A 21,861-nucleotide genomic window follows, 5' to 3' on the forward strand; every position below is an offset into this window, starting at 1 on the left:
AGAAAGTGAGTTGTATTCTGGATTCGTGGTTTCTGAAAACGGTTCGTTGGGCTTGGAGTGCTGTAATGAAGAAGATATTCGAAGGTTTTGTTTTCCTGCTATTCCTCACCGCTTCAGTCGCGTCCGGGTATTGTCAATCTACGGGGGTTCCCGCCGGTGCAACCAAACAACTTGGCTCAATCCACAGAATCGCCGGGAATTCGATGATTCTCGCGACAGATCAGGGCAGCCAAGTCGAGGTGAAGGTTGCGCCCAGTGCTCGTCTGCTGCGGCTTGCTCCAGGACAAACCGACCTTAAGAGTGCGGCGCAGATTCAGCTCTCGGAGCTGCAAGAAGGTGATCGAGTGCTGGTCCGGGGAAAGCTTTCGGACGATGCAAAGGCCTTAGAGGCTGTTGCAGTGATCGTAATGAAGCAGCAGGACATCGCGCTGCAGAGACAGCAGGAAATGCTCGAGTGGCAGCGGCGAAGTGTAGGCGGTGTCGTCAAGCAGATCGACCCTGCGACCAAGAGCATTACGCTTTCGATTCCGAATGGGGGAGAGGCGAAGAGCGTAACCGTGCTTACGACGGCTAAGACGGGTTTTCGTCGCTATTCTCCCACTTCAGTGAAGTGGGAAGATGCGAAAGCTGCAACTCTTAACGACATCCATCCGGGCGATCAGCTTCGGGTTAAGGGAAAGAAGAGCGAAGACGACACGCAAGTTGTCGCCGAAGAAGCTGTCGCTGGCACTTTCCGCAACATCTCGGGCCTTATTACGGCAATTGATTCAATTCAGAACGTGCTCACCGTTCAGGATCTCGCGACCAAGAAGCCGGTAATGGTGAAGGTCACGGCAGATTCTCAGATGAAGAAGCTTCCAGCACAGGCGGCTGTGGGGTTGGCAATGCGGATGAAGATCGGAGCAAATGCGCATCCGGGTCAAAGCGCTGCTCCTGCGACCGCACCCGGCACTCCGGCGAATGGAGAGCGCACGAAGAATGCCGATTTGAATCAGTTGCTCGGGCGTTTGCCAGCAGCGTCCCTCTCCGATCTACAAAAGGGCGAGGCCGTAATGATTGTGAGCACCGAAGGAACTGCTGGTGAGCCTCCGATGGCGATCACGCTATTGGGCGGAGTTGAGCCGATCCTCACTGCGGCTCCTGCCGGAAGTGGCGTGCAGTCATTCCTGACGCCGTGGTCACTTGCTGGCGCACCAAGTGGAGATCAGTAATAAGCAGAATTGAAGTTCTTGAGCATTCGTGTGTTTCTAGGGAGTAAGGATTTGAGCGTTTATAGAAGGTTTGCAGTTTTGATAGTACTTGCCATTATGGCGCCCATGGTGTTTGGGCAGACCGCAAAGACCGGGAGCCTGCATGGCCAAGTTGCTGATCCAACGGGCGCGGTGGTTGTCGGGGCGTCAGTTACGGTTACCGCAGCGGACGGGCAGACACAAAAGGCAGTAAGCGACAAGCAGGGCAACTACTACGTGCAGGGAGTCTCGGCCGGCAATGTTACCGTGAGCGCTTCGGCAAATGGGTTTTCGTCGTATGCAATGCCGAATGTCATCATCCCTGCCGGAGGCGCTCAGCAACTGAACATTGCGCTTGATATCGCAGTGAAGCAGGAGCAGGTAACAGTTCAGAGCGAAAGCACTACGGTGGATGTGAGCCCGGGGAGCAACGCAAGTGCAACGGTTCTGAAAGAGAAGGATCTGGATGCACTATCGGACGATCCAGATCAGTTGGAACAGGACCTCCTCGCGCTGGCCGGACCTTCTGCTGGACCGAACGGTGGACAGATTTATATAGATGGCTTCTCCAACGGTACCCTTCCTCCGAAGTCATCGATTCGTGAAATTCGTATCAATCAAAATCCGTTTTCATCACAATACGACCGCCCGGGATTCGGGCGCGTAGAAGTCTTCACGAAGCCTGGGACCGACAAGTGGCATGGACAGGTGATGGTCAACGGGAACCAAAAAGCCTTCAACGCCCGTAACCCGTATGTCCATACGAGTATTCCCGACTACGATTCAGAGATTTATTCGGGAAATGTCGGCGGGTCCATAACGAAGGCCACTTCGGCATTCCTCAACCTGGAACGTCGCAATATCAATGAGACCTCGCCGATTGCCTCGACCATTGATAACGAAGCGGTTTTGGCGCCGCGAACGCGAACGAACTTCAGCCCTCGTTTCGACTGGCAGATCACCCCGGGGAATACGCTCACCACTCGCTACCAGTTCATGCAGAACGACGAGCAGAATCAAGGCATCGGTGGATTCACTCTTCCCAGCCGAGCTTACAGCAATACGCAGACGCAACATCAGCTTCAACTGAGTGACACACAGGTGCTCAGCCCCAACATGATCAACGAAACCCGATTCCAGTTCATACGCGATAGCAACGCGCAGAGGGCGAATCAACTGGGGGTGCTTGCGATCAACGTCCAGAATGAGTTTAACGACGGGGGTAGCACGGTTGGTCAAACTTGGGATCACGCAAACCGTTACGAGTTGCAGAACTACACCTCGTGGTCGAAGGGCAAGCATTTTGTAAAATTTGGTGGCCGCCTGCGTGTGACTGACGACACTAACCAGGCCCAGTCGAACTATAACGGCCTTCTGATCTTCAACAGTCTTGATGAATACAAGAGTGGCTTGGCTTCGCAGTTCCAAATTTCCCAAGGGAACCCACGAGCGCAGGTCTCATGGGCTGACGCGGGGGTCTATGCGGAAGACGACTGGAAACTGCGCCCGAACCTGACGCTCAGTTATGGACTACGCTTTGAGACACAGAGCGGCATCAGCGATAAGCGGGACTTCGCTCCCCGCTTCGGGCTTTCATGGGGCCTGGGTAGCGCAAAGAGTGCTCCCAAAACCGTGTTGCGAGTAGGCTATGGAATCTTTTATGACCGCTTCGGGTCTGACCAGGTACTGCAGGCGCAGCGTTTCAACGGCGTCACAGAACTGCAGTACATATACTCAAACGTTCAATGCGCGCCGAGTCCTACGAAAGCGAGCGATTGTCCACAACTGGACAACCCCTCTCTCGGGATTTACGAAATCAATCCGCGGCTTCGTGCGCCATACAACATGCAGACGGCAGTGAGTCTGGAACAGCAGATGGGAAAGTACGGCACTGTGTCAGTGACGTATGTTAATTCGCGGGGGCTTCACCAGCTGATCACGAAAAACATCAACGCTCCCGAACCCGACGGAATACGCGCCCTTGCCTCGACGTATAAGGACAAGAATGTTTATCAATACAACTCCGATGGCATCTTCAAGCAAAACCAGTTGATTACGAGCGTGCAGTTCCGCGTCTCGCAGAGAATCAGCCTGATGGGGTTCTATATGCTTGGGTACGCCGATACCAATGCGAACGGCAATCCGTCGAATCAGTTTGACTTGCGGCAGGACTATGGACGCGCGAGCTACGATGTTCGTAACCGGCTTTTCCTGAGCGGCACTCTCAGTCTGGCGCACGGGTTTCGCTTGAGCCCGTTCGTGATGGCGAATTCCGGAGCTCCGTTCAACATCACAACCGGCGAAGATACGAATGGCGATACGTTCTACAACGATCGTCCCGCCTTCAAGAGCTCGAGCAGTGATCAGAATTACGTCACGCATGGTTTATTCGATATCGATCCGAACTCTAAGGCTCCGCGTATTCCGGTGAACTATGGTAAGGGCCCGGCAAACGTGACGCTAAACCTACGGGCGTCGAAAACGTTCGGATTTGGACCTGAAACGAACAAGAGCGCGGGACAAGCCCAAGGGCAAGGGCAGGGTGGCCATGGTTCCGGTGGACGCGGCCCTGGCGGATTTGGAGGACCGGGACGTGGAATTGGGTCGATATTCGCGGATTTGAATACTTCCCGTCGTTACAACCTGACGTTTACGGTGATGGCTCGCAACCTGTTCAACACCTGGAATCCGGGAACTCCAGTTGGGAACCTTCGCTCCACGATGTTCGGTCAATCCAACAGCCTGGCTGGAGGGCCATTCTCTTCGGGAACTTCAAACCGAAGGTTCGACCTTCAGGCTACGTTCTCGTTCTAAATGTCAGAATGCGTTATGCAGGGCGGCTTCGGCCGCCCTTTCTCATTGCAGTCACAATCAGCATTTATTGCAAACTATTGCCCGGCGTCGAGCGCAATCCGGAGATGCTGCAACGCTTCCCGCGTGTGCGGCTCTGTAAAAAGCGATGCAGATTGGCGAGATTGATTCAGGAGAGAAGCGAAGACGGTCATGACATCGCGCAGGAGGCCGGGCCGACTTCCTGTCGTGTTTCGAGGTTGGCAGACCGAGTCGTGAGCGGGAGTTTGTTGGAGAGACACGGCTCGAGAGTAAGTGGAGTTCTAGTACCGAGTACTGCTTGAACTCCGCAGTTCGGAAGGCGTCCTGATGCGACTCTAGGCCGCCTTCGAAGTATTTTCTCTATACGCTAGGTGCGCTTGCCGGTTCCGATGGACTGGGAGACATCTTCTTCATGCCCGAGAGCCAAAGTTGAAGCTTGTCGAGGTACAGGTAAACGACAGGAGTGGTGTAAAGCGTTAACAGTTGGCTGAAGAGCAATCCGCCTACAATTGCGATGCCAAGCGGCCTACGCAGTTCAGATCCCGTGCCGGTGCCTAGCGCCAGCGGAACCGCGCCGAGCATTGCCGACATTGTGGTCATCATAATCGGACGGAAACGCATGATGCACGCCTGGAAGATCGCTTCCTCACTGTTCTTACCGTGATTTCTCTCTTGATCGAGCGCGAAGTCGATCATCATGATGGCGTTCTTCTTCACGATGCCTATCAGCAGGATTACGCCAATGATCGCAATAACGCTGAGGTCCGTGTGGAAGAGCATCAGGGCGAGAATTGCACCCACGCCAGCTGAAGGCAGGGTGGAAATAATCGTCAATGGATGAATGAAGCTCTCGTACAGGATTCCGAGCACCAGGTACACGGAGAGGAGTGCTGCAATGATCAGCCATTTCTCGTTCTTCAGTGAGTCCTGGAATGCCGCAGCTGTTCCTTGGAAGCTACCGTGAATGACGGAAGGCACACCAATCTCACGCTGAGCGTCTTCGATGATCCGTGTTGCCTCCCCGAGTGAAACACCCTCGGCTAAATTGAAAGATAGGGTGATGGCAGGGAAGAGTCCCTGGTGATTTACGCTCAGCGGCGTGCTTGATGGTCCGAACTTTGCAAACGCAGAAAGGGGGACCGTCGTTCCCGTGTGCGATTTCACGCGAACTGTTTGCAGTACATCTGGAGAATGATTGAGGCGCGGATCCATTTCCATGACCACGCGATACTGGTTCAAGGGGCGATAGATCGTGGAGATAATCGCCTGGCCGAAAGCCTGATAGAGTGCGCTGTCCACCTGGTCGGAAGTGATCCCAAGCCGCGCAGCAGCATCGCGATCGACGGTTACATCCATCTGCAAGCCGTGAATCTGCTGATCGCTGTTGACTTCTTTTAGCTGCGGAATGGTCTTGAACTTCTGAAGCAGGCGTGGTGCCCATTCATTGAGCAGCGCGAGATTGTCGCTCTGCACTGTGTACTGATATTGCGCGTTAGATTGACGGCCACCAATTTGAAGTTCCTGAGCTGACTGCAGGAAGAGTGATGCTCCGGGAACCTGGGCGAGCTTGGGGCGAAGTCTGGCGATGATTTGATCGCTTGTAACGTAATTCCTCTGCTCAAGGGGCTTGAGCGTCATGAACATTCGGCCAGCATTGTTAGCGGAGGTGGAGCTGCCGGCAAAGCTGACAATGTTCTCAACCGCTGGATCCTTTCGGATGATCGCAACGTAAGCATCCATCTTATCGTGCAACGCTGTGAAGGAGATATCCTGCTCAGCCTGCAGACCGCCGCCGATACGTCCGGTGTCCTGCTGCGGGAAGAACCCTTTGGGCACAATCACAAACAAGTAGACGTTCAAAATGATCGTGACGATCAGAGTTGCGAGGGTGATTGCTCTATGACGCAGAACAAAGCGCAGAGAGCGCCCATAACCCTGATTCAATCCCTGCAGGACTCGCTCACTCCAACGATATAAGGCTCCGTGCTTCTCTTCATTCTTGGCGCGTAACATGCGCGCACAAAGCATGGGAGACGTTGTTAGCGAGACAACGAGCGAAACGAGGATGGCAGCGGAGAGCGTCACGGCGAACTCGTGGAATAGTCGGCCCACGATGCCACCCATTAACAGAATCGGAATGAAGACAGCGATCAGTGAGAGGCTTATCGTTACGACAGTAAACCCAATTTCCTTTGCACCTTTTAGCGAGGCTTCAAGTGGGCTCATCCCAGCCTCGACGTGGCGCATGATGTTCTCGATCACCACGATGGCGTCATCAACCACAAAGCCTGTCGAGATCGTCAGGGCCATGAGCGAGAGATTGTCGAGCGAGTAGTGGAACAGATACATCACGCCGAACGTTCCGACAATGGACAGCGGAACCACCACACTGGGGATGAATGTGGCGCGGAGGTTGCGAAGAAACAGGAAGACTACCATCACGACGAGCGCAACCGAAATCATGAGCGTGTACTCGACGTCACGTACCGAGGCACGAATCGTAGTCGTGCGATCGAGCATTACCTGGAGATGCGCTGAGGCAGGAATGGAGGCGTTCAACTGTGGCAACAGGGCCTTTACTCGATCGACGGTGGCGATGATATTGGCGCCGGGTTGGCGGAAAACAATTAACATCACCGCCGGTTTGCCGTTCATGTTTCCGGCGTTATGCGTGTCTTGGACCGAGTCCTGCACATCTGCCACATCGCCCAGGCGAACAGGCGCTCCGTGCTGGTAAGCGACGATGATTGGGCGGTACTGTGATGCCTTGGATATCTGATCGTTAGTCGTGATCGCCCAACTGTGATGAGCATCGGAGATTTGGCCCTTCGGTCGGTTGGCATTCTGCCGAGCAACCGCGGTTGCAACCTGATCAAGTCCAATTCCGAGATTATCTAGCAGAAGCGGATTGGCTTCGATTCGAACAGCTGGGGTTGACGAACCGCCCACAAAAACCTGTCCAACGCCTTCGACCTGAGCCAACTTCTGCGAAAGCATAGAGTCACAGATGTCGTACAGGCGATCGAGCGTGAGTGCATCCGACTGCAATCCAAGAATCATCACCGGGGCATCGGCGGGGTTCACTTTGCGATAGCTTGGGTTGCTGGGCAGGTTCGCTGGAAGTTGACTGCGAGAGGCGTTGATGGCCGCCTGCACGTCGCGAGCGGCGGCATTAATATCGCGGCTCAGGTCGAATTGAAGCGCAACACCCGTCGAGCCTTGCTGGCTTGCGGACGTCATCTGATTGACGCCAGCTATGCGTCCAAACTGCCGTTCCAAGGGCGTCGCTACAGACGAAGCCATGGTTTCCGGGCTTGCACCGGGCAATCCCGACCCTACCCAAATCACGGGAAAATCCACTTGCGGCAAGGACGATACCGGGAGCTGGAAGTATGCGAGGCCGCCTGCAAGTAGCAGGGCAATTGCCAGCAACGTAGTCGCGATCGGACGCTTGATGAAGGGCTCACTGATACTGCTCATTGCTCCCCTTCCGAAGTTGTCATTGGTGCGATCGGAGCGGCAGTGCCGATTGCCGCCTTCGTTCTGATGCGTTTTAATGCCGAGCCTAGACGCTCAAACCACAAGTACACGACTGGCGTGGTGTACAGCGTTAGGATCTGGCTAAACAGCAGTCCTCCGATTATCGTGACACCCAAGGGGCGCCGTAACTCAGATCCCGTCCCTGAACCAAACGCAAGGGGTACTGCTCCGAAGAGTGCAGCCATCGTGGTCATCATGATAGGGCGGAAGCGGAGGAGGCAGGCCTCGTAGATCGCATCGTAGGGCGACTTGCCGTCATTTCGCTCAGCGTCGAGTGCGAAATCGATCATCATAATGGCGTTCTTCTTCACAATGCCAATTAGCAGGATGATTCCGATCAAGCTGATGACACTCAGGTCCATATGCAGAAGATAGAGTGCGAGAATTGCACCCACACCCGCAGACGGCAAGGTTGAGAGGATCGTCACGGGATGAATGTAGCTTTCGTACAAAACACCAAGCACGATGTAAACCGTGATGATCGCTGCGAGAATCAGCCAGCCCTCGTTTGCCAGTGAAGCCTGGAATGCCTTGGCTGTTCCTTGGAAACTACCAATCACGCTTGGGGGCATTCCGATCTCGGCTTCCGCACGCTTGAGGTCCTTCACGGCCTGACCTAAGGAAACGCCATTTGCCACGTTGAATGACAACGTAACAGCGGGGAATTGTCCTTGATGGTTGGAGGCAAGTGAAGCAGGCGCGGTCTCAAAGTGAGAGAACGCTCCAAGCGGAACCATTTGTCCAGTGGCCGATGCTACGTAGATTTGCTTCAGGGCATCGGGATCGTCTCGGAAACGCGGATCGACCTCTAGTACGACGTGATATTGGTTGAGTTGCGTGAATATGGTCGAAACCTGTCGCTGACCAAAGGCGTCGTACAGCGTGTTGTCGATCGACGCCATGTCTACGCCAAGTCTTGAGGCCGTGTCGCGATCGATCACAAGTTGTGCGGCAAGCCCCGAGTTCATCTGGTCCGTTGCAATGTCATGCATTGCTGGCTCAGCCTTGAGCTTGGTGACCAACTTGTCAGTCCATTCGGCCAGATCGCGCCCATCGGCCGACTCGAGCGAGTACTGATATTGCGTGCGGCTAACGCGATCTTCGACGGTCAGGTCCTGGACCGGTTGCATGTATAGCGTAATTCCTGACACGGACGATAGCCTGTCCTGCAACCGAGTAATTACCTCGGATGCAGTGGCTTTGCGCTGCTCTCGAGGCTTTAGGTTGATCTGGATGCGTCCTGAGTTCGCCGTCGAGTTTGTGCCATCGATTCCGATGAAGGAAGAGAGGCTCTCGACATCGGGATCCTGAAGAATTCCCTTTGCCAATTGCTGCTGCAATGAAGACATTGCTTCGAATGACACGGATTGCGGCGCCTCGGAGATGCCTAGAATGACGCCTGTGTCCTGAACAGGGAAGAACCCCTTCGGCACCGTGTATGCAAGGACGAATGTTAATGCCAGCGTTGCGACGGTGACGATCAGAGTGGCCGTCTGATGGCGCAGAACCCATTGCAACGTTCGGCCATAGAACGCAATGGTTTTATTGAACGCGTTCTCACTCCATTGATACAGCTTTCCGTGGTTCTCGTTTCGTTTTTGCTTGAGGAGCAGAGAGCACATCATCGGCGTCAGGGTGAGCGAAATGAACGCCGACATCAGGATCGCCACACTCAAGGTTACGGCGAACTCACGGAAGAGACGACCGACGATATCTCCCATGAAGAGCAGAGGAATGAGTACAGCAATTAGCGACACAGTCAAAGACAGAATCGTGAAGCCGATCTGACCTGCTCCCCGCAAAGCTGCCTCCATTGGTGGCAATCCCTGCTCAATGTAGCGATCGATGTTCTCGATCATCACTATGGCATCGTCCACCACAAATCCGGTGGAGATGGTCAGTGCCATTAGGGAGAGATTATCGAGTGAGTAGCCGAGGAGGTACATCACACCGAAGGTGCCAACAATCGAGAGTGGTACCGCGATGCTTGGAATAATTGTTGCCGAGAGCGTACGCAAAAACAGGAAGATGACCATGACCACCAGAGCGATGGTCAACATCATTGAGAACTGTACGTCGCGTACAGATGCCCTGATCGTTTCCGTGCGATCAGTAAGCACCTTGACCTGCACCGAGGCGGGAAGGCTGGCCTGTAGGCGCGGAAGCAGGCGCTTGATGCTATCCACCACCTTGATCGTGTTGGCGCCAGGCTGACGCTGGATGTTCATGATCACCGCAGGAGTGCTGTTCATCCACGCGGCCTGTCCTGTGTTCTCCACGCTGTCTATCGTTTGCGCGACGTCGCTCAAACGGACTGGCGCACCGTTCTTGTAGGCAATAACAACATTGCGATACTGCTCGGCACTGTAAAGCTGATCGTTGGAGTTGATCGTATAGGTCTGGCGGAAGCCGTCGAGCTGACCCTTGGCGCGATCAACATTCACCTGCCCAAGGACTGTGCGCAGTTGCTCAAGGCTGATTCCGTACGAAGCCAGTGCAGTCGGATTTGCCTGAATGCGAACGGCTGGCTTCTGTCCTCCACTCAGCGACACAAGACCGACACCGGGCAATTGCGAAATCTTCTGAGCGAATGAAGTGTCTGCCAGATCCTGTACCTTGGCCAGTGGCAAGCTATCAGAAGTAAGCGCAAGTGTCAGGATTGGCGGATCCGCCGGATTGACCTTGTTGTAGATCGGCGGGTTGGGTAGATCCGTTGGAAGATACGTCGTCGCAGAGTTGATCGCAGCTTGCACTTCCTGCTCTGCTACGTCGATATTCTCGTCCAGATTGAATTGCAGCGTTATGACGGAACTGCCAAAAGTGCTGCTTGAGGTCATCTGACTTAGCCCAGGCAGTTGCCCAAACTGACGCTCAAGCGGCGCAGTAATGCTGGAGCCCACGACGTCGGGGCTCGCGCCAGGGTAAAACGTGGAGATTTGGATGGTCGGATAATCAACCTGCGGCAGAGCTGAGATTGGCAACTGCTGGTATGCGACCAGGCCCACGAGAAGCAGACCGATCATTAACAGCGAGGTAGCAATCGGCCGCAGAATGAACGGCCGTGACAACGTCATCGATTGCCTCCAAAGTTCTCAGCCGTGCGTGTTGGTTTGGGAGTCGATTCGGCCACAGGCTCGTGCTTTGCCTGTGGCACTTGCTTCATCGCATTTGCCGGGGTGTTGCCCTTCGGCGTTACGGGATTTCGAGGAGTAACCGCGCTGCCGGCTTGCAATTTGTCCTGTCCCTCGGTGACAACCTGCTGGCCTGCCTCTAGGCCATTTGCAATCAGGGCGATGTTGCCTTGCGTGAGAGCAATCGTCACGGGTTGAATCTTGACCTTGTTATCTGGCCCGACGATATATGCAAGGCTCCCATCCGGACCGCGCTGAATCGCTGCCATCGGAATGACCAGAGCGTCTTTGGCTGTCGAGAGCTGCATGTGGATGTTTACGAACTGGTTTGGCCACAACCCGCCGTCCTTGTTGTCAAAGACTGCTTTGAGCTTCGCGGTGCCGGTCGAGGCGTCAATTTGGTTATCCACAGTCTCCAGACGTCCGACCGCCAGCAGATCCTGATCATTGCGGCTATATGCCTCGACCTTCAAGTTTCCTTTTCGGCTCTGGGCCAGCACGGACTGCAGTTGATCCTCTGGCAAGGTGAATACGACCGAAATCGGCCTCATCTGGGTCACAACCAGCATCCCGTTTGTATCGGAAGCATGCACCATGTTCCCGGGATCGATGAGCCGAAGGCCTACCCGACCGTCGATTGGGGAGATGATCCGGGTATACGTGAGATTGAGCTTCGCATTTTCAATCGCTGCCAAGTCGGCTTGTACGGTCCCTTCAAACTGTCCAGCTGACGCCTGCTGGGTATCAAAATCCTGCTGGGCGACGACTCCGGCGGTCAGCAAAGCCTTGGACCTCGCCAAATTTGCCTTCGCGGTGTTCAACTGCGCCTGATCACGGGCTAGGTTCGCTTTGGCTTGCTGGAGCGCTACCTGATACGGACGAGGATCAATGACGGCCAGCAACTGCCCCTTTCGAACATCCTGACCTTCCCGGAAGTTCACCGACATGATCTGTCCATCGATTCGGCTCTTCAGCGTTACTGTGTTGTACGCCTGAACAGTGCCGAGTCCGGTGAGGATAATGGGAACGTCCTGACGCAACACGGGGGCAACGCTTACTGGAACCGGTGCGCCTGCTCCATTTTTCCCGGGTCCAGCCGTCCCGGCCTGCTTGGAATTGCTAGCAGACTTATTACAGGCACTAACGGTGAAAAGCGATAAAATCGATAACAAAACAGTGGTGCGGAACTTCATCTTGCCTCCGTGCTGATTCATGCGAAAGGATGCTATGGCCAGTGTCGCATTTTTCATCACCTTTAGCATGAACCCCCTGAGCTGCCAGAACGAGTTAAGACTCAGTGAAGGAACGTAAACTTTTGTGAACTACCCGGGATCAACTCGTAACAGTTCTTCACAGCCATCGGCCCATGCTCCGCGCAGAATAGACGGCATGAGTCGAGTGCTGATTGTGGATGATGATCAGGGGTTGGTTTCGCTGCTGCAGCGATTCCTGCAGAACGAAGGATTCCAGGTTTTTGCGGTTTACGATCACCGGTCAGGCTTGGAAGCGGCGCTGAGTGGCGAATACGATGTTGTGATCCTTGACGTGATGTTGCCAGGCGGTTCGGGTTTCGAGCTACTTAAATCCTTGCGCGCGCAATCGCGCATTCCTGTGATCCTACTCACAGCGCGAGGCGAGGCCGTCGACCGCATCCTTGGCCTGGAAATCGGAGCCGATGATTACGTTCCTAAACCTTTTGATCCCCGCGAACTCGTGGCACGTATACGCGCGGTGCTGCGCCGCGCCCTTGAGACTCATAACGATGACGCCGGTGAGGAGTCACTCACGGTCGGCGATATCTCGCTCTCTCTGCTCTCCCGCACGGCATCCTGCAACGGCACACCTGTTGAGCTAACTGGCGCTGAATTCAACATGCTCGAACTGCTTTTGCGCCGCGCCGGGATGGTGGTGACTCGCGAAGAACTGGCACAGGCCGCCCTGGGACGTCCTCTGAGCGCATTCGACCGCAGCGTGGATGTTCATGTGAGCCGTTTGCGCAAGAAGTTGGGCTGCGTGCCCGACGGCGAAGAGCGAATTCGCCCTGTGCGCGGTATCGGGTACTTCTACGCTCTCTCGGCTAAGGTGGCGTTGTGAAAAGTCGCCTCTTCTGGAAGATATTTCTCCCTTTCTGGGTTCTCCAAACATGCATCATGCTGTTTCTTGCATATCGTGTTCATGCCAGCTTCGGTCCGGATAGGCCGTGGTGGATTCAACCGGAACGCCGTGCCGTTCCGGTGTTGGCGCGCTACGCCACATGGCGCTACGCCACGCGGGGCCAGGAAGGATTGCGAGAACTCCTGCAGGGAATCGCGCTTGAGAAACGATCGGCATATTGGCTTTATGACGAGAACCTGAACGAACTGAGCGGACTTTGGCAGCCATCAGACGCTCACGACATAATTCAACGCGCCCTGCAGAACCAAGGGATCGCACGAGGCCGCAATGGCACATTCATCGTCGAGAAGTTGAAAGATCCCAAGGGGAAGGTCTTCGTCTTTGCCGGCGAATTCTTTTTTCCACCGTTGCTCCATTCATTACCGGGCAGCGTTTTGGTGGTCATCCTTCTGACGTCTCTACTGACATCTTTGCTGTGTGCAGAGCTGGCGCAGTACATTACAAAGCCGATAGTGCGCCTGCGGGATGCCGCACATGCTATTGCTCGAGGGAACCTTGAGGCTAGAGCGGGCCTTTCGGGAAGCAGAAGACGGGACGAAATTGCCGACCTAGTCGTGGATTTTGACACGATGGCGACCGAGATCCGCAATTTGGTCGAGAGCAACCGTCGAATGCTGATGGGCGCCTCGCATGATCTCCGATCGCCAATTGCGAGGATACGTGTGGCGCTATCGCTTGCAGCCATGGCTCCAGATAACGAGCGCAAGGAGTTGCTCGATCGCATCGAGGTCGAACTACTTCGACTGAACGAAATGATTGAGCAGATTCTCACGGTGGCTCGACTCGAGAGTGGCCAACTAAAGCCTGCGGCGGATGCGGTTTCCCTGAACATGGTAATTGGGGAGGCGGTGGAGGATGCCCGTTTTGAAGCCAGCCAATCGCGCGTAGAGATTATTTACGACGACAATTGGCACGAGGTAACTGTTGTCGGAGAAGAGAACATGTTGCGCAGCGCCATCGAGAACGTCCTGCGCAATGCCATTTTCTACTCCGGGGTGGATGGACGTGTGCAGATTATCGCCACAGTGGATGGCGGACATGCTCGGATTTCGGTTTGCGACAACGGGCCGGGAGTTCCGGAAGAGGCTCTTCCCAAACTGTTCAATCCTTTTTACCGAGTTGATGACGCACGTGGAGCAAGCACCGGGGGCAGTGGACTGGGCCTCTCGATCGTGAGCGGAGCAGTGAAAGCTCATAACGGGACGGTTTGTGCCAGAAACCTGAAGCCTCACGGCTTAGAGATTCTTATTCAGCTTCCCATCGCAAACACCGCGCCGATGAATCCCAAGGACTCGAATTCGACGCGCAACAAAACTCTGTCAGACGTGCGCTAGATTAAGCGCTGGGATTACGGAACAGAACGTCTCGTTTCGCTCTGTAAAGATTTGTGAATCACACAGGCCAGTGTGACTCCGCTCACGGAGTTCAGTTTCCTAAACAGCTACTATCCTCACGCAACCGGACATGCCCATTAGTTTCACTTGTGTTGAGAGCGTGTCTTGTGTAGTGCCTAGGAGCTGCTGGTGCTGCAAAAGAGAGGGGCGTCCGAGGGCGCACGCTTCCAAGGGTTGACCATGACTCGTCAACTCGGCCAAGTGCTCATGACGCGGCCGGATTCCTTCTCGATTGTCGAAGCCAAGAATGCTTTTTCTCGGACCAATTGCACAGTAAACACCAAGGTCGCGCAGGAGCAGTGGGAGGACCTGAGAAGAGCGTTCCGCCATGCGAATCTTGAGGTTCTGTTAGTTGATTCGCAACCCGGTTTTGAGGACATGTGTTTCACCGCCACCCAGGCATTCGTTGGGCTTGATCGCGAGGATCGCTCGTTCGTGGTTCCGTCTCGTTTGTTGCACAGTTCCCGGCGCGACGAGGTCGACGTCTTCTCACGCTGGTACGCCGCGCACGGTTACCGAATCATTGATCTAGAGCTAAGTAGCGAGGAGTTCCTGGAGGGTGCTGCGGATCTCATTTGGAACACCGACTGGGAACTGATATGGGCAGGGTACGGGCATCGCTCCACGGCGGGAGCAATTGACCAGTTTGCGAAGTTGATGGATTCAATCGGCTTTGGAGTTCGCAAACTCGAACTAGTGGATCCGTACTTTTATCACCTGAATCTGTGCCTCGCGCCACTCACACCGGAATCCATCCTGATCTATCCGGGCGCATTTGCCCCTGAAACGCTGGCTAACATTCGAAGCTGTACCCAAGTTTTCGAAGTCACTCGCGATGAAGCGTTGAAGTTTGCGTGCAGCGGTGTTTCCGTGAATGGCTACTACATAACGACGTGGATCAATAATCGTCTGCAAAGGATATTGGAGAAGCTAGGACTTGAGCCGATGGTGGTACCACTTTCAGAGTTTCAAAAGGCGGGGAGTGCTGTCGCCCATCTGAAGATGCTTCTCCCGTAGGTTTTCTTAACTGCACTACTGCCTGACCGGGCGGCCGACAAAGCCGCCCGATTTTTAGCTTTCAATGCCTACACGGCGTTTGAGGTCAGGCGAATCTCTTCGCTGAATTTCCAGAGACCCTGTCGCAAACGATTAACCTTGATTTCGCTTGGGGGCGCAGCCATGCGTTTCGTTAACGCGGGCCAGCGCTTTTTGGCGGTAAGAATGCGTTTAGCGGCGGTCTCCACCTTGGCACGGAAGCGTGAACTGCGCTCCGCATTCTTAAGAATGGCTTCATACGCGCGCTGCACAAGCTCTATGTTATGGCATACCAAGTACATATCTGCGCCAGCGTCGATTGTCTCAATGGCTGCATCTTCGATGGTTGCGACGTTAAGCACTCCCCCCATCTCCAAATCGTCTGAAACCACCAACCCCGTATAGCCGATTTTCTTCCGCAATACGTCGGTGATCCATTTCTTGGAAATCGAGGCCGGGACAGCCTCGCCTGTGACTTCTGGAAACGCGCAATGAGCAACCATGACGAACGGCAACTGGCGCGCCAGCGCTCGATACGGAACAAGGTCTTCCTCCCACAGTGCCTTCCAATTCTTGTGCACCACCGGAAGTCCCTTGTGAGAGTCGAGATTGCCTTCTCCAAGGCCGGGGAAGTGCTTCCCGCAGCCGACCACGTCTGCATCCTTTAGTCCGCGCAGAAATTCACGCGCATATGTGATCGTTTGTGCCGGGTCTTTGGAGACAGTACGCGACCCCATGACCTCGAGCGACACGTCGAAGCGAAGGTCAAGCACGGGAGCAAAATCAACATTGAAACCCATTGCACTGACCTCAGCACCAATGAGTTGGCCATGTTCGCGGAAATAAGGTTTCAGCTTTGCCTGCCACACGTCCTGAACGCTAGGGGCAGGACCGACGACGTTCCTTAGGCGATCGACTGTGCCTCCCTCCATATCAACACAGCGAAACAACGGAAACTCAGATTCCTTCTGCACCGCCTTAAGAAGAGCGTGAGTCTGTCGAGGGGACTCGATGTTTCGGGCGAACAGGATGATTCCACCCGGTTGGTACGTTTTCATCGCGGTGCGGAGGGCGGGAGAGACTTCTGTTCCATCGAACCCAAAGGTCAGCAACTGTCCAGTAAGAGAGCGTAGATCCGTACGTGTGCGTGTCATACAGAAGGATTGTAGCCTGAGTGCGCAGGTTTGGGTTGGTTGTCGAAGCGATCCCGGGTTATGCTGGAGCAATGCCGGCGCTCGCACTATCGGATCTGTTAGGCCTCCCCGTCTACGACTCGGACGCGGGGCGGGTGGGACGCGTGCGCGAAGTCGCTCTTTTGCCCCAAGAGGATGCTACTCGTATCTCTGCCCTGATCGTGCATACCTCGCAGGGGGACCGCCTTCTTGGTACCGACCTACTGAGAACCGTGAACGGCGGAGTGCACACGGCTGCTCACACCGATGATCTTCCAAAGTACTCGAGCGGCGAGGGGATGTTGCTTCTCGAACGAGATTTGCTGGATCAGCAGATCATTGATGTACACGGTCGCAAGGTCGTTCGGGTTAACGATATCGAGTTGTCCATTGACCGTGAACCTTTGAATTCGCAACTTGGACTGCATCTGCGTATTGCGTTTGTGGACGCAGGCGCACGGGGCGCGATTCGACGGCTGCTGAAGGGGGTCGTCCCGCGGTATGCACTCTCCTCGTGGTTGCAGCGGATTCCTGCCCGAAACATCCCTTGGGAATTCGTCAACTTAATCGAGACCGACCCGGCTCGTCGTGTGCGATTAAAGATCTCCTCTGATCGTGTCGCGAAGCTGCATCCGGCTGATATCGCCGACATCATTGAGGAACTGTCGCCTGCAGAACGCGATGCCGTGTTCCAGACGTTGGACGAGGACGTTGCGGCGCAGGCTCTTGAGGAAATCGATCCGAAACTCCAGGTTTCCATTCTTAACTCTATGGAGTCGGAAAGGGCTGCGGACATCGTTGAGGAGATGGACCCCGACGCCGCTGCCGACCTTTTGGCCGACCTGACGGAGGAGCGCTCCGACGCCATCTTGCAGGAGATGGAACCCGAAGAGCGCCAGGACGTCGAAGAGCTTCTGGAGTTTGAAGAAGATACCGCTGCTGGGCGGATGACGACGGACTACATGGCACTGGCGCCAACCGCACGGGTTCAAGATGCCGTGGAAATGCTCAAGAATTTCGATGGTGGCCTCGAAAGTATGAGCACGATCTTCCTCGTGGGTGAAAACGAGAAGCTTCTCGGCGCTGTGTCGCTTGCAAACCTGATTGTTTCGCCGCCGGACAAGCCGCTTTCGGAGTTGACGATCGATCCTCTCATATCGTGCTCGCCGGAAGCCGATGAGCGAGAGGTTGCAGAGATCTTCGACAAATACAACCTGCTGACCTTGCCTGTTGTAGACGAAAACGGTGCGCTCACGGGTGTAATCACTGCCGACGACGTCATATCGATGCTTCGACAACAACTGTAAAGCGGGCTGCGTTGGCAATTTGTCCGTGAATTTGGAACAAATTCACCCCGTTGCCTTGAGCTTTCCTGTCCGTGCAATTTATTCTGGCAATTCCGATGTAAATTCCAATCCAAACCGGTTGCGTGAATGTCGAAGATGAAGCTGTGGAGAGTCCGCCTAATGATGTTCTTGGCCGTCGTCGGTCCAGGATTCATCACTGCAAACGTCGACAACGACGCTGGCGGCATTTGGACATATTCGCAGGCCGGTGCGGGATCGGGTTACGGACTTCTCTGGGTCATGATCCCCATGACCCTGGCCCTGATAGTCGTGCAGGAAATGACCGCCCGCATGGGCGCGGTGACCGGCAAAGGTCTCAGCGACCTCATCCGTGAAGAGTTTGGCTTCCGCATCACTTTCTTCTTGATGGTCGGCTTGATCATCACAAATTTCGGAAATGTCATGGCCGAATTTGCTGGCATTGCGAGCAGCCTCGCGCTGTTTGGCGTCCCGGTTTGGGTCAGTGTGCCGCTGTGCGCGGCGCTCGTATGGGGCATGGTGGTGATGGGTAGTTACAAGGCCATGGAGAAGGTTTTCCTGGTCGCGTCATTCATCTATCTTGCATACATTGTTGCTGGCGTTCTGGCCCATCCAGATTGGAAGGCCGCAGGTATCGCGACCCTCGTGCCGCCGTCGCCCCATGTGTTTCGGGATAAAGACTATCTGTACATGATCATCGCGGTCGTTGGAACTACGATCGCACCGTGGATGCAGTTCTACCTGCAGTCTTCTATCGTGGAGAAGGGAGTTACCGAGAAGCAGTACAGCGCCTCTCGTCTGGATGTAGTGGTGGGCTGTATTTTCACGGATGTGGTGGCTTGGTTCATCGTGGTCGCTTGTGCCGCGACGCTGTTCGTGCACGGGCATTACAAGATCAATGATGCTTCAGAAGCGGCGCAGTCATTGCGGCCGTTGGCAGGGAACTACGCATACATCCTGTTTTCGGTAGGGCTGTTCAACGCCTCATTGTTCGCAGCATCGATTCTGCCAATCTCCACGGCATATGCGGTCTGCGAAGGCTTGGGATTTGAATCGGGACTGGACAAGAAGTTCAGCGAAGCACCGTTCTTCTACTGGCTCTACACCGGCTTGATTGTGGCGGGAGCAGCCGTGATTCTTTGGCCCAACCTGCCACTGGTAAAGATCACGATCTTGTCGCAAGCCGTCAATGGCGCCGTCCTACCATTCGTGCTTGTTGCGATGTTGTTGCTTATAAATAAGCGCGAACTGATGGGGCGCTATACCAATTCGCGCTTCTTCAACGTGGTGGCGTGGGTAACGACCATCATCATGATTGTGTTGACTGCTGTGACTCTATTCAGCGGGAACAACGGTTAGGGATGAGAACGAGAGCCTACGCTAATGTGCCCGCTTTGATCTTCTCGACGATTGCCCTGTCCGCTTCGAGAAAGCTCGCTGCATGAAGCGCCATACGTTCTTCCCATCGTATGGTGCGGAAAATCACGTTCTTCATTTCGCCCGTGAAATGCTCGACCACAAAGAAGTGCAACTCTACGCCTAACCCTTCAGCGTACTGATGGCGAACGGTTGCGATTTCTGGGCCAACTACTGCATCGATCGCGAGTTCTTCGCGCAGTTCGCGGGCAAGAGCGACATGGAGTTGTTCACCCGCCTCCACTTTCCCTCCGGGAAACTCCCATTGCAACGCAAAGGGCTGATCCTCCCGGCGCTGGCAAACTAACACCTTGTCCTCTCGCACGATTACAGCTGCTACTACCTGCTTTAAGGTCAATATTTCAGGCAACTTTCACTCCATCATCCAAGCCGTGAATCCCCATCGGACGGCGATAAAGGTCGGGGTGCAACGCCCATCGGATTGCTCGCAATCCTCCGACCAGAGTGTGGGATGGCGTGTTGAACAACTCATCCGCTACGCAGTAAACGCGCCTGCGCTTGACTGCCGGAGTTCCAATCCATCCATCGCGAAGCGCCAGCTTCTGTAGAGGCACTCGATCACCAGCACCGCACCACGCTGCCAGCACGACGTCGGGGTTTTGAGCCGCCACAGCGGCCGCCGTTGTCTGCTCGCCTGGCGCTCCTATCGTGCAACCGCCTGCCGCTTCTACCAATTCGGCAACCCATCTTTGCGAGGGAATCAGTGGCTTGCCCCACTCCTCGCAAAAAACCCGCTGGATCGGACGGCCCCCAACCGTCTCGCGTGTCTGCTGAATCTCGTCTTGGAACCAGCTAACGATCTTTTCACCTGCGACGTATTGATCCACGAGCGCAGCAAGCACACGAATGTCCGCGTAGATATCCGCCAGCGATTTTGGTGCCAATGCAATGACTCGAACTCCAGCCCTCAGGATAGATGCGAGCGATTCAAGGCGATACGGGACCGAGGCAATCACGATATCCGGACGCACGGCCAAGATCTGCTCAGTATTGGCAGTCCAAGAATCTTCAATGACTTCCTGCTTACCTTTGGCTACCTCGGGGCACAGCTCTTTGCAGTAACGGGTACAGGCGACAATCTGATTGATCGCTCCTAAGCCTGCGAGTGTCACCGTAACGCTGGGTTGCAACGAAACAATGCGCATATTCAAAGCCGTCTCCGTGCGGCCAGTCTATTGCGGCATCTGTGGCCGATAAATAGTCCAGCCCAATTCCGAGGCTTTCAGTTCGAGGTCAGGATTGGGATTGATGGCGTAAGCGGCTTTTGCTTTCTCCAGCATGGCAAAGTCGTGCATCGAGTTTCCGAACACTGCGTCAACAGGACGGGCAATTACTTCCGCGATAGCCGATTGTTTTAGCTCGTCTGTAGGAACGCGGAGGATGCGGTCCGTAATCAACCCATCTTCTACAGCCAAGGTGGCGGCAAGCACGCGTTCTGGACGGATGCCGAATACCTTTGCACCTGCTTCAACTACCCAGTTATTTGTACTGGACACGGCCCAGAGTTCGCATCCTTGTGCTGCCAGTTCTCGAGTTAACTCCAGCATCTCCGGGAAAATCCGAGGCTCAACGATCTTGGCAAAGAACTCTCTCGCCCCCTGGCGGAGCTTTTCCAGCAGAACGCCTTTATTGATTTGGATCATTTCACCGCAGATTGAGAGCTCATCGACTCGTCCGGCGAGGTACTCGTTGTAGCGATGCCGAATCATGGACATGATCTCAGGTGAGATGTAACCATTCTCCATTTCCCAGTAGAAGAAATCCGCACCCGAGTCGCCGGCCCACAACGTACCGTCACAGTCGAAGACTGCGATACGCGGACGGGACTGGAGAACCTGCTGCAAGAACTGAACTGAACTGAGCGTGAGAGACGTCTGGCTCAAACAATCACTCCTGATAGATGAAATAAAGATGAAGGGCGCACAAGCTAGCTCGAAGCTTGGGGGACACCGGATGCTTCATCATTCGCGGATGCCATGTAGTAAAGGTGATCGCGATTGCCATCGAGAAGCTCCTCTACGGAACCCAAGTGCCCTGAGTGCAAAGCCATTTCGATCATGCCGCGGCCCATAAGCACTGGTGGCCCATTAAGCGCTTCGGAATTCAGTACGACTCCCCAGATGTCATTCTCAGCTGAGCAGTAGGTCTCGATCATCTGGTGTACGGTGTTGGAGGTCAGCCCGTGACAGCGACCCGAGATCACCAGCGCAGTATCACGTCCTCTGGTCAAAACATCCTGCAACACGGAGCGAAGTGCTTCGGCATAAGTTGCATTTGGCGGAAGCGGAAGAAAATAGGCCGCCTTAGCCCAGGCCAATGGCTCTAGCTGTTCAGACTGCTCCTTCGCGGCGATGATGACCAGCTCTGTTTCCGCGTTGAGTGCATCAACAAGGTCTGAGACAACGGCGAGGGGCGTTGGGTTCGGCAAACTGTCGGTCTGGGGACGCGGCACGTCGGCTAAGATGACACCGCAAATACCCGGGCTGTGCATAGCCCTAAGGTAGCAGGAGCCGCAGCTTCGGGCTAGTGCCACTTTGCGGGACCTCAGGGCAGAAGTGGCGCGTAACCCTGCACGTTGCTACAATTACCAG

The 21,861-nt window shown here is 54.9% G+C and carries 15 protein-coding genes; 7 read left to right on the top strand and 8 right to left on the bottom strand.

Annotation, left to right across the window (positions count from 1 at the left end):
- Positions 1 to 65: 65 nt before the first annotated feature.
- Positions 66 to 1,211, top strand: coding sequence for a DUF5666 domain-containing protein (locus tag AC6IZD_RS07655; RefSeq protein ID WP_497787098.1), 1,146 nt, complete (start codon positions 66 to 68; stop codon positions 1,209 to 1,211).
- A gap of 51 nt (positions 1,212 to 1,262) precedes the next feature.
- Complete coding sequence (locus AC6IZD_RS07660) at positions 1,263 to 4,043, top strand: TonB-dependent receptor (RefSeq protein WP_497787099.1); 2,781 nt, start codon at positions 1,263 to 1,265, stop codon at positions 4,041 to 4,043.
- A gap of 378 nt (positions 4,044 to 4,421) precedes the next feature.
- On the opposite strand, the gene AC6IZD_RS07665 is transcribed toward AC6IZD_RS07660, so the two are convergent.
- Genes AC6IZD_RS07665 through AC6IZD_RS07675 form a run of 3 tightly spaced genes read right to left on the bottom strand, consistent with a single transcriptional unit; the run spans position 4,422 to position 11,925 of the window.
- Positions 4,422 to 7,541, bottom strand: coding sequence for a multidrug efflux RND transporter permease subunit (locus AC6IZD_RS07665; protein ID WP_497787100.1), 3,120 nt, complete (start codon positions 7,539 to 7,541; stop codon positions 4,422 to 4,424).
- Positions 7,538 to 10,675: a multidrug efflux RND transporter permease subunit gene (locus AC6IZD_RS07670; protein WP_497787101.1), complete on the bottom strand. Its 3,138-nt coding sequence runs from the start codon at positions 10,673 to 10,675 to the stop codon at positions 7,538 to 7,540. Before AC6IZD_RS07670 ends, AC6IZD_RS07665 begins: the two co-directional genes overlap by 4 nt.
- Positions 10,672 to 11,925: an MdtA/MuxA family multidrug efflux RND transporter periplasmic adaptor subunit gene (locus AC6IZD_RS07675; protein WP_497787102.1), complete on the bottom strand. Its 1,254-nt coding sequence runs from the start codon at positions 11,923 to 11,925 to the stop codon at positions 10,672 to 10,674. The genes AC6IZD_RS07670 and AC6IZD_RS07675 overlap by 4 nt, the downstream gene beginning before the upstream one ends.
- Before the next feature lie 196 nt (positions 11,926 to 12,121).
- On the opposite strand from AC6IZD_RS07675, the gene AC6IZD_RS07680 reads away from it, so the two are divergent.
- The 3 genes from AC6IZD_RS07680 (at position 12,122) to AC6IZD_RS07690 (ending at position 15,318) form a co-directional block, all read left to right on the top strand.
- Positions 12,122 to 12,826, top strand: coding sequence for a response regulator transcription factor (locus tag AC6IZD_RS07680; RefSeq protein ID WP_497787103.1), 705 nt, complete (start codon positions 12,122 to 12,124; stop codon positions 12,824 to 12,826).
- Between the two features lie 56 nt (positions 12,827 to 12,882).
- Positions 12,883 to 14,241: a sensor histidine kinase gene (locus AC6IZD_RS07685; RefSeq protein WP_497787104.1), complete on the top strand. Its 1,359-nt coding sequence runs from the start codon at positions 12,883 to 12,885 to the stop codon at positions 14,239 to 14,241.
- 189 nt (positions 14,242 to 14,430) lie between these two features.
- Positions 14,431 to 15,318, top strand: coding sequence for a dimethylarginine dimethylaminohydrolase family protein (locus AC6IZD_RS07690; protein ID WP_497787105.1), 888 nt, complete (start codon positions 14,431 to 14,433; stop codon positions 15,316 to 15,318).
- Between the two features lie 68 nt (positions 15,319 to 15,386).
- Here the strand turns inward: AC6IZD_RS07690 and nagZ are convergent, their stop codons facing one another.
- Positions 15,387 to 16,490: a beta-N-acetylhexosaminidase gene (gene nagZ / locus AC6IZD_RS07695; RefSeq protein ID WP_497787106.1), complete on the bottom strand. Its 1,104-nt coding sequence runs from the start codon at positions 16,488 to 16,490 to the stop codon at positions 15,387 to 15,389.
- 20 nt (positions 16,491 to 16,510) lie between these two features.
- Between nagZ and AC6IZD_RS07700 the strand changes: the two genes are divergently transcribed.
- Both AC6IZD_RS07700 and AC6IZD_RS07705 read left to right on the top strand, forming a co-directional pair.
- Positions 16,511 to 17,815, top strand: a complete 1,305-nt coding sequence (locus AC6IZD_RS07700) for a magnesium transporter MgtE N-terminal domain-containing protein (protein WP_497787107.1) — start codon at positions 16,511 to 16,513, stop codon at positions 17,813 to 17,815.
- A 126-nt stretch (positions 17,816 to 17,941) separates the two neighbouring features.
- Positions 17,942 to 19,192, top strand: coding sequence for an Nramp family divalent metal transporter (locus AC6IZD_RS07705; RefSeq protein WP_497787108.1), 1,251 nt, complete (start codon positions 17,942 to 17,944; stop codon positions 19,190 to 19,192).
- Positions 19,193 to 19,208: 16 nt separating this feature from the next.
- Here AC6IZD_RS07705 and AC6IZD_RS07710 read toward each other — a convergent pair whose 3' ends face one another.
- The 4 genes from AC6IZD_RS07710 to AC6IZD_RS07725 are packed head-to-tail and all read right to left on the bottom strand — an operon-like array spanning position 19,209 to position 21,803.
- Entirely contained in the window at positions 19,209 to 19,619 is a 411-nt protein-coding gene (locus AC6IZD_RS07710) for a (deoxy)nucleoside triphosphate pyrophosphohydrolase (RefSeq protein ID WP_497787109.1), read from the bottom strand.
- Positions 19,612 to 20,415, bottom strand: coding sequence for an ABC transporter substrate-binding protein (locus AC6IZD_RS07715; RefSeq protein ID WP_497787110.1), 804 nt, complete (start codon positions 20,413 to 20,415; stop codon positions 19,612 to 19,614). The genes AC6IZD_RS07710 and AC6IZD_RS07715 overlap by 8 nt, the downstream gene beginning before the upstream one ends.
- 27 nt (positions 20,416 to 20,442) lie before the next feature.
- Positions 20,443 to 21,153, bottom strand: coding sequence for an HAD family hydrolase (locus tag AC6IZD_RS07720; protein WP_497787111.1), 711 nt, complete (start codon positions 21,151 to 21,153; stop codon positions 20,443 to 20,445).
- A gap of 44 nt (positions 21,154 to 21,197) precedes the next feature.
- Positions 21,198 to 21,803 (bottom strand): hypothetical protein, encoded by a 606-nt coding sequence (locus tag AC6IZD_RS07725; RefSeq protein WP_497787112.1) that lies wholly within the window; start codon positions 21,801 to 21,803, stop codon positions 21,198 to 21,200.
- Positions 21,804 to 21,861 lie beyond the last annotated feature (58 nt).

This window comes from Koromonas humicola (assembly GCF_059726255.1).

What these genes read in the sequence shown, in the direction of transcription:
- AC6IZD_RS07655 (WP_497787098.1), top strand. Translation starts at nt 66, where the DNA reads ATGAAGAAGATATTCGAAGGTTTTGTTTTCCTGCTATTCCTCACCGCT.
- AC6IZD_RS07665 (WP_497787100.1), bottom strand. Translation starts at nt 7,541, where the DNA reads ATGAGCAGTATCAGTGAGCCCTTCATCAAGCGTCCGATCGCGACTACG.
- AC6IZD_RS07670 (WP_497787101.1), bottom strand. Translation starts at nt 10,675, where the DNA reads ATGACGTTGTCACGGCCGTTCATTCTGCGGCCGATTGCTACCTCGCTG.
- AC6IZD_RS07675 (WP_497787102.1), bottom strand. Translation starts at nt 11,925, where the DNA reads ATGAAGTTCCGCACCACTGTTTTGTTATCGATTTTATCGCTTTTCACC.
- AC6IZD_RS07680 (WP_497787103.1), top strand. Translation starts at nt 12,122, where the DNA reads ATGAGTCGAGTGCTGATTGTGGATGATGATCAGGGGTTGGTTTCGCTG.
- AC6IZD_RS07685 (WP_497787104.1), top strand. Translation starts at nt 12,883, where the DNA reads ATGCTGTTTCTTGCATATCGTGTTCATGCCAGCTTCGGTCCGGATAGG.
- nagZ (WP_497787106.1), bottom strand. Translation starts at nt 16,490, where the DNA reads ATGACACGCACACGTACGGATCTACGCTCTCTTACTGGACAGTTGCTG.
- AC6IZD_RS07705 (WP_497787108.1), top strand. Translation starts at nt 17,942, where the DNA reads ATGTCGAAGATGAAGCTGTGGAGAGTCCGCCTAATGATGTTCTTGGCC.
- AC6IZD_RS07715 (WP_497787110.1), bottom strand. Translation starts at nt 20,415, where the DNA reads ATGCGCATTGTTTCGTTGCAACCCAGCGTTACGGTGACACTCGCAGGC.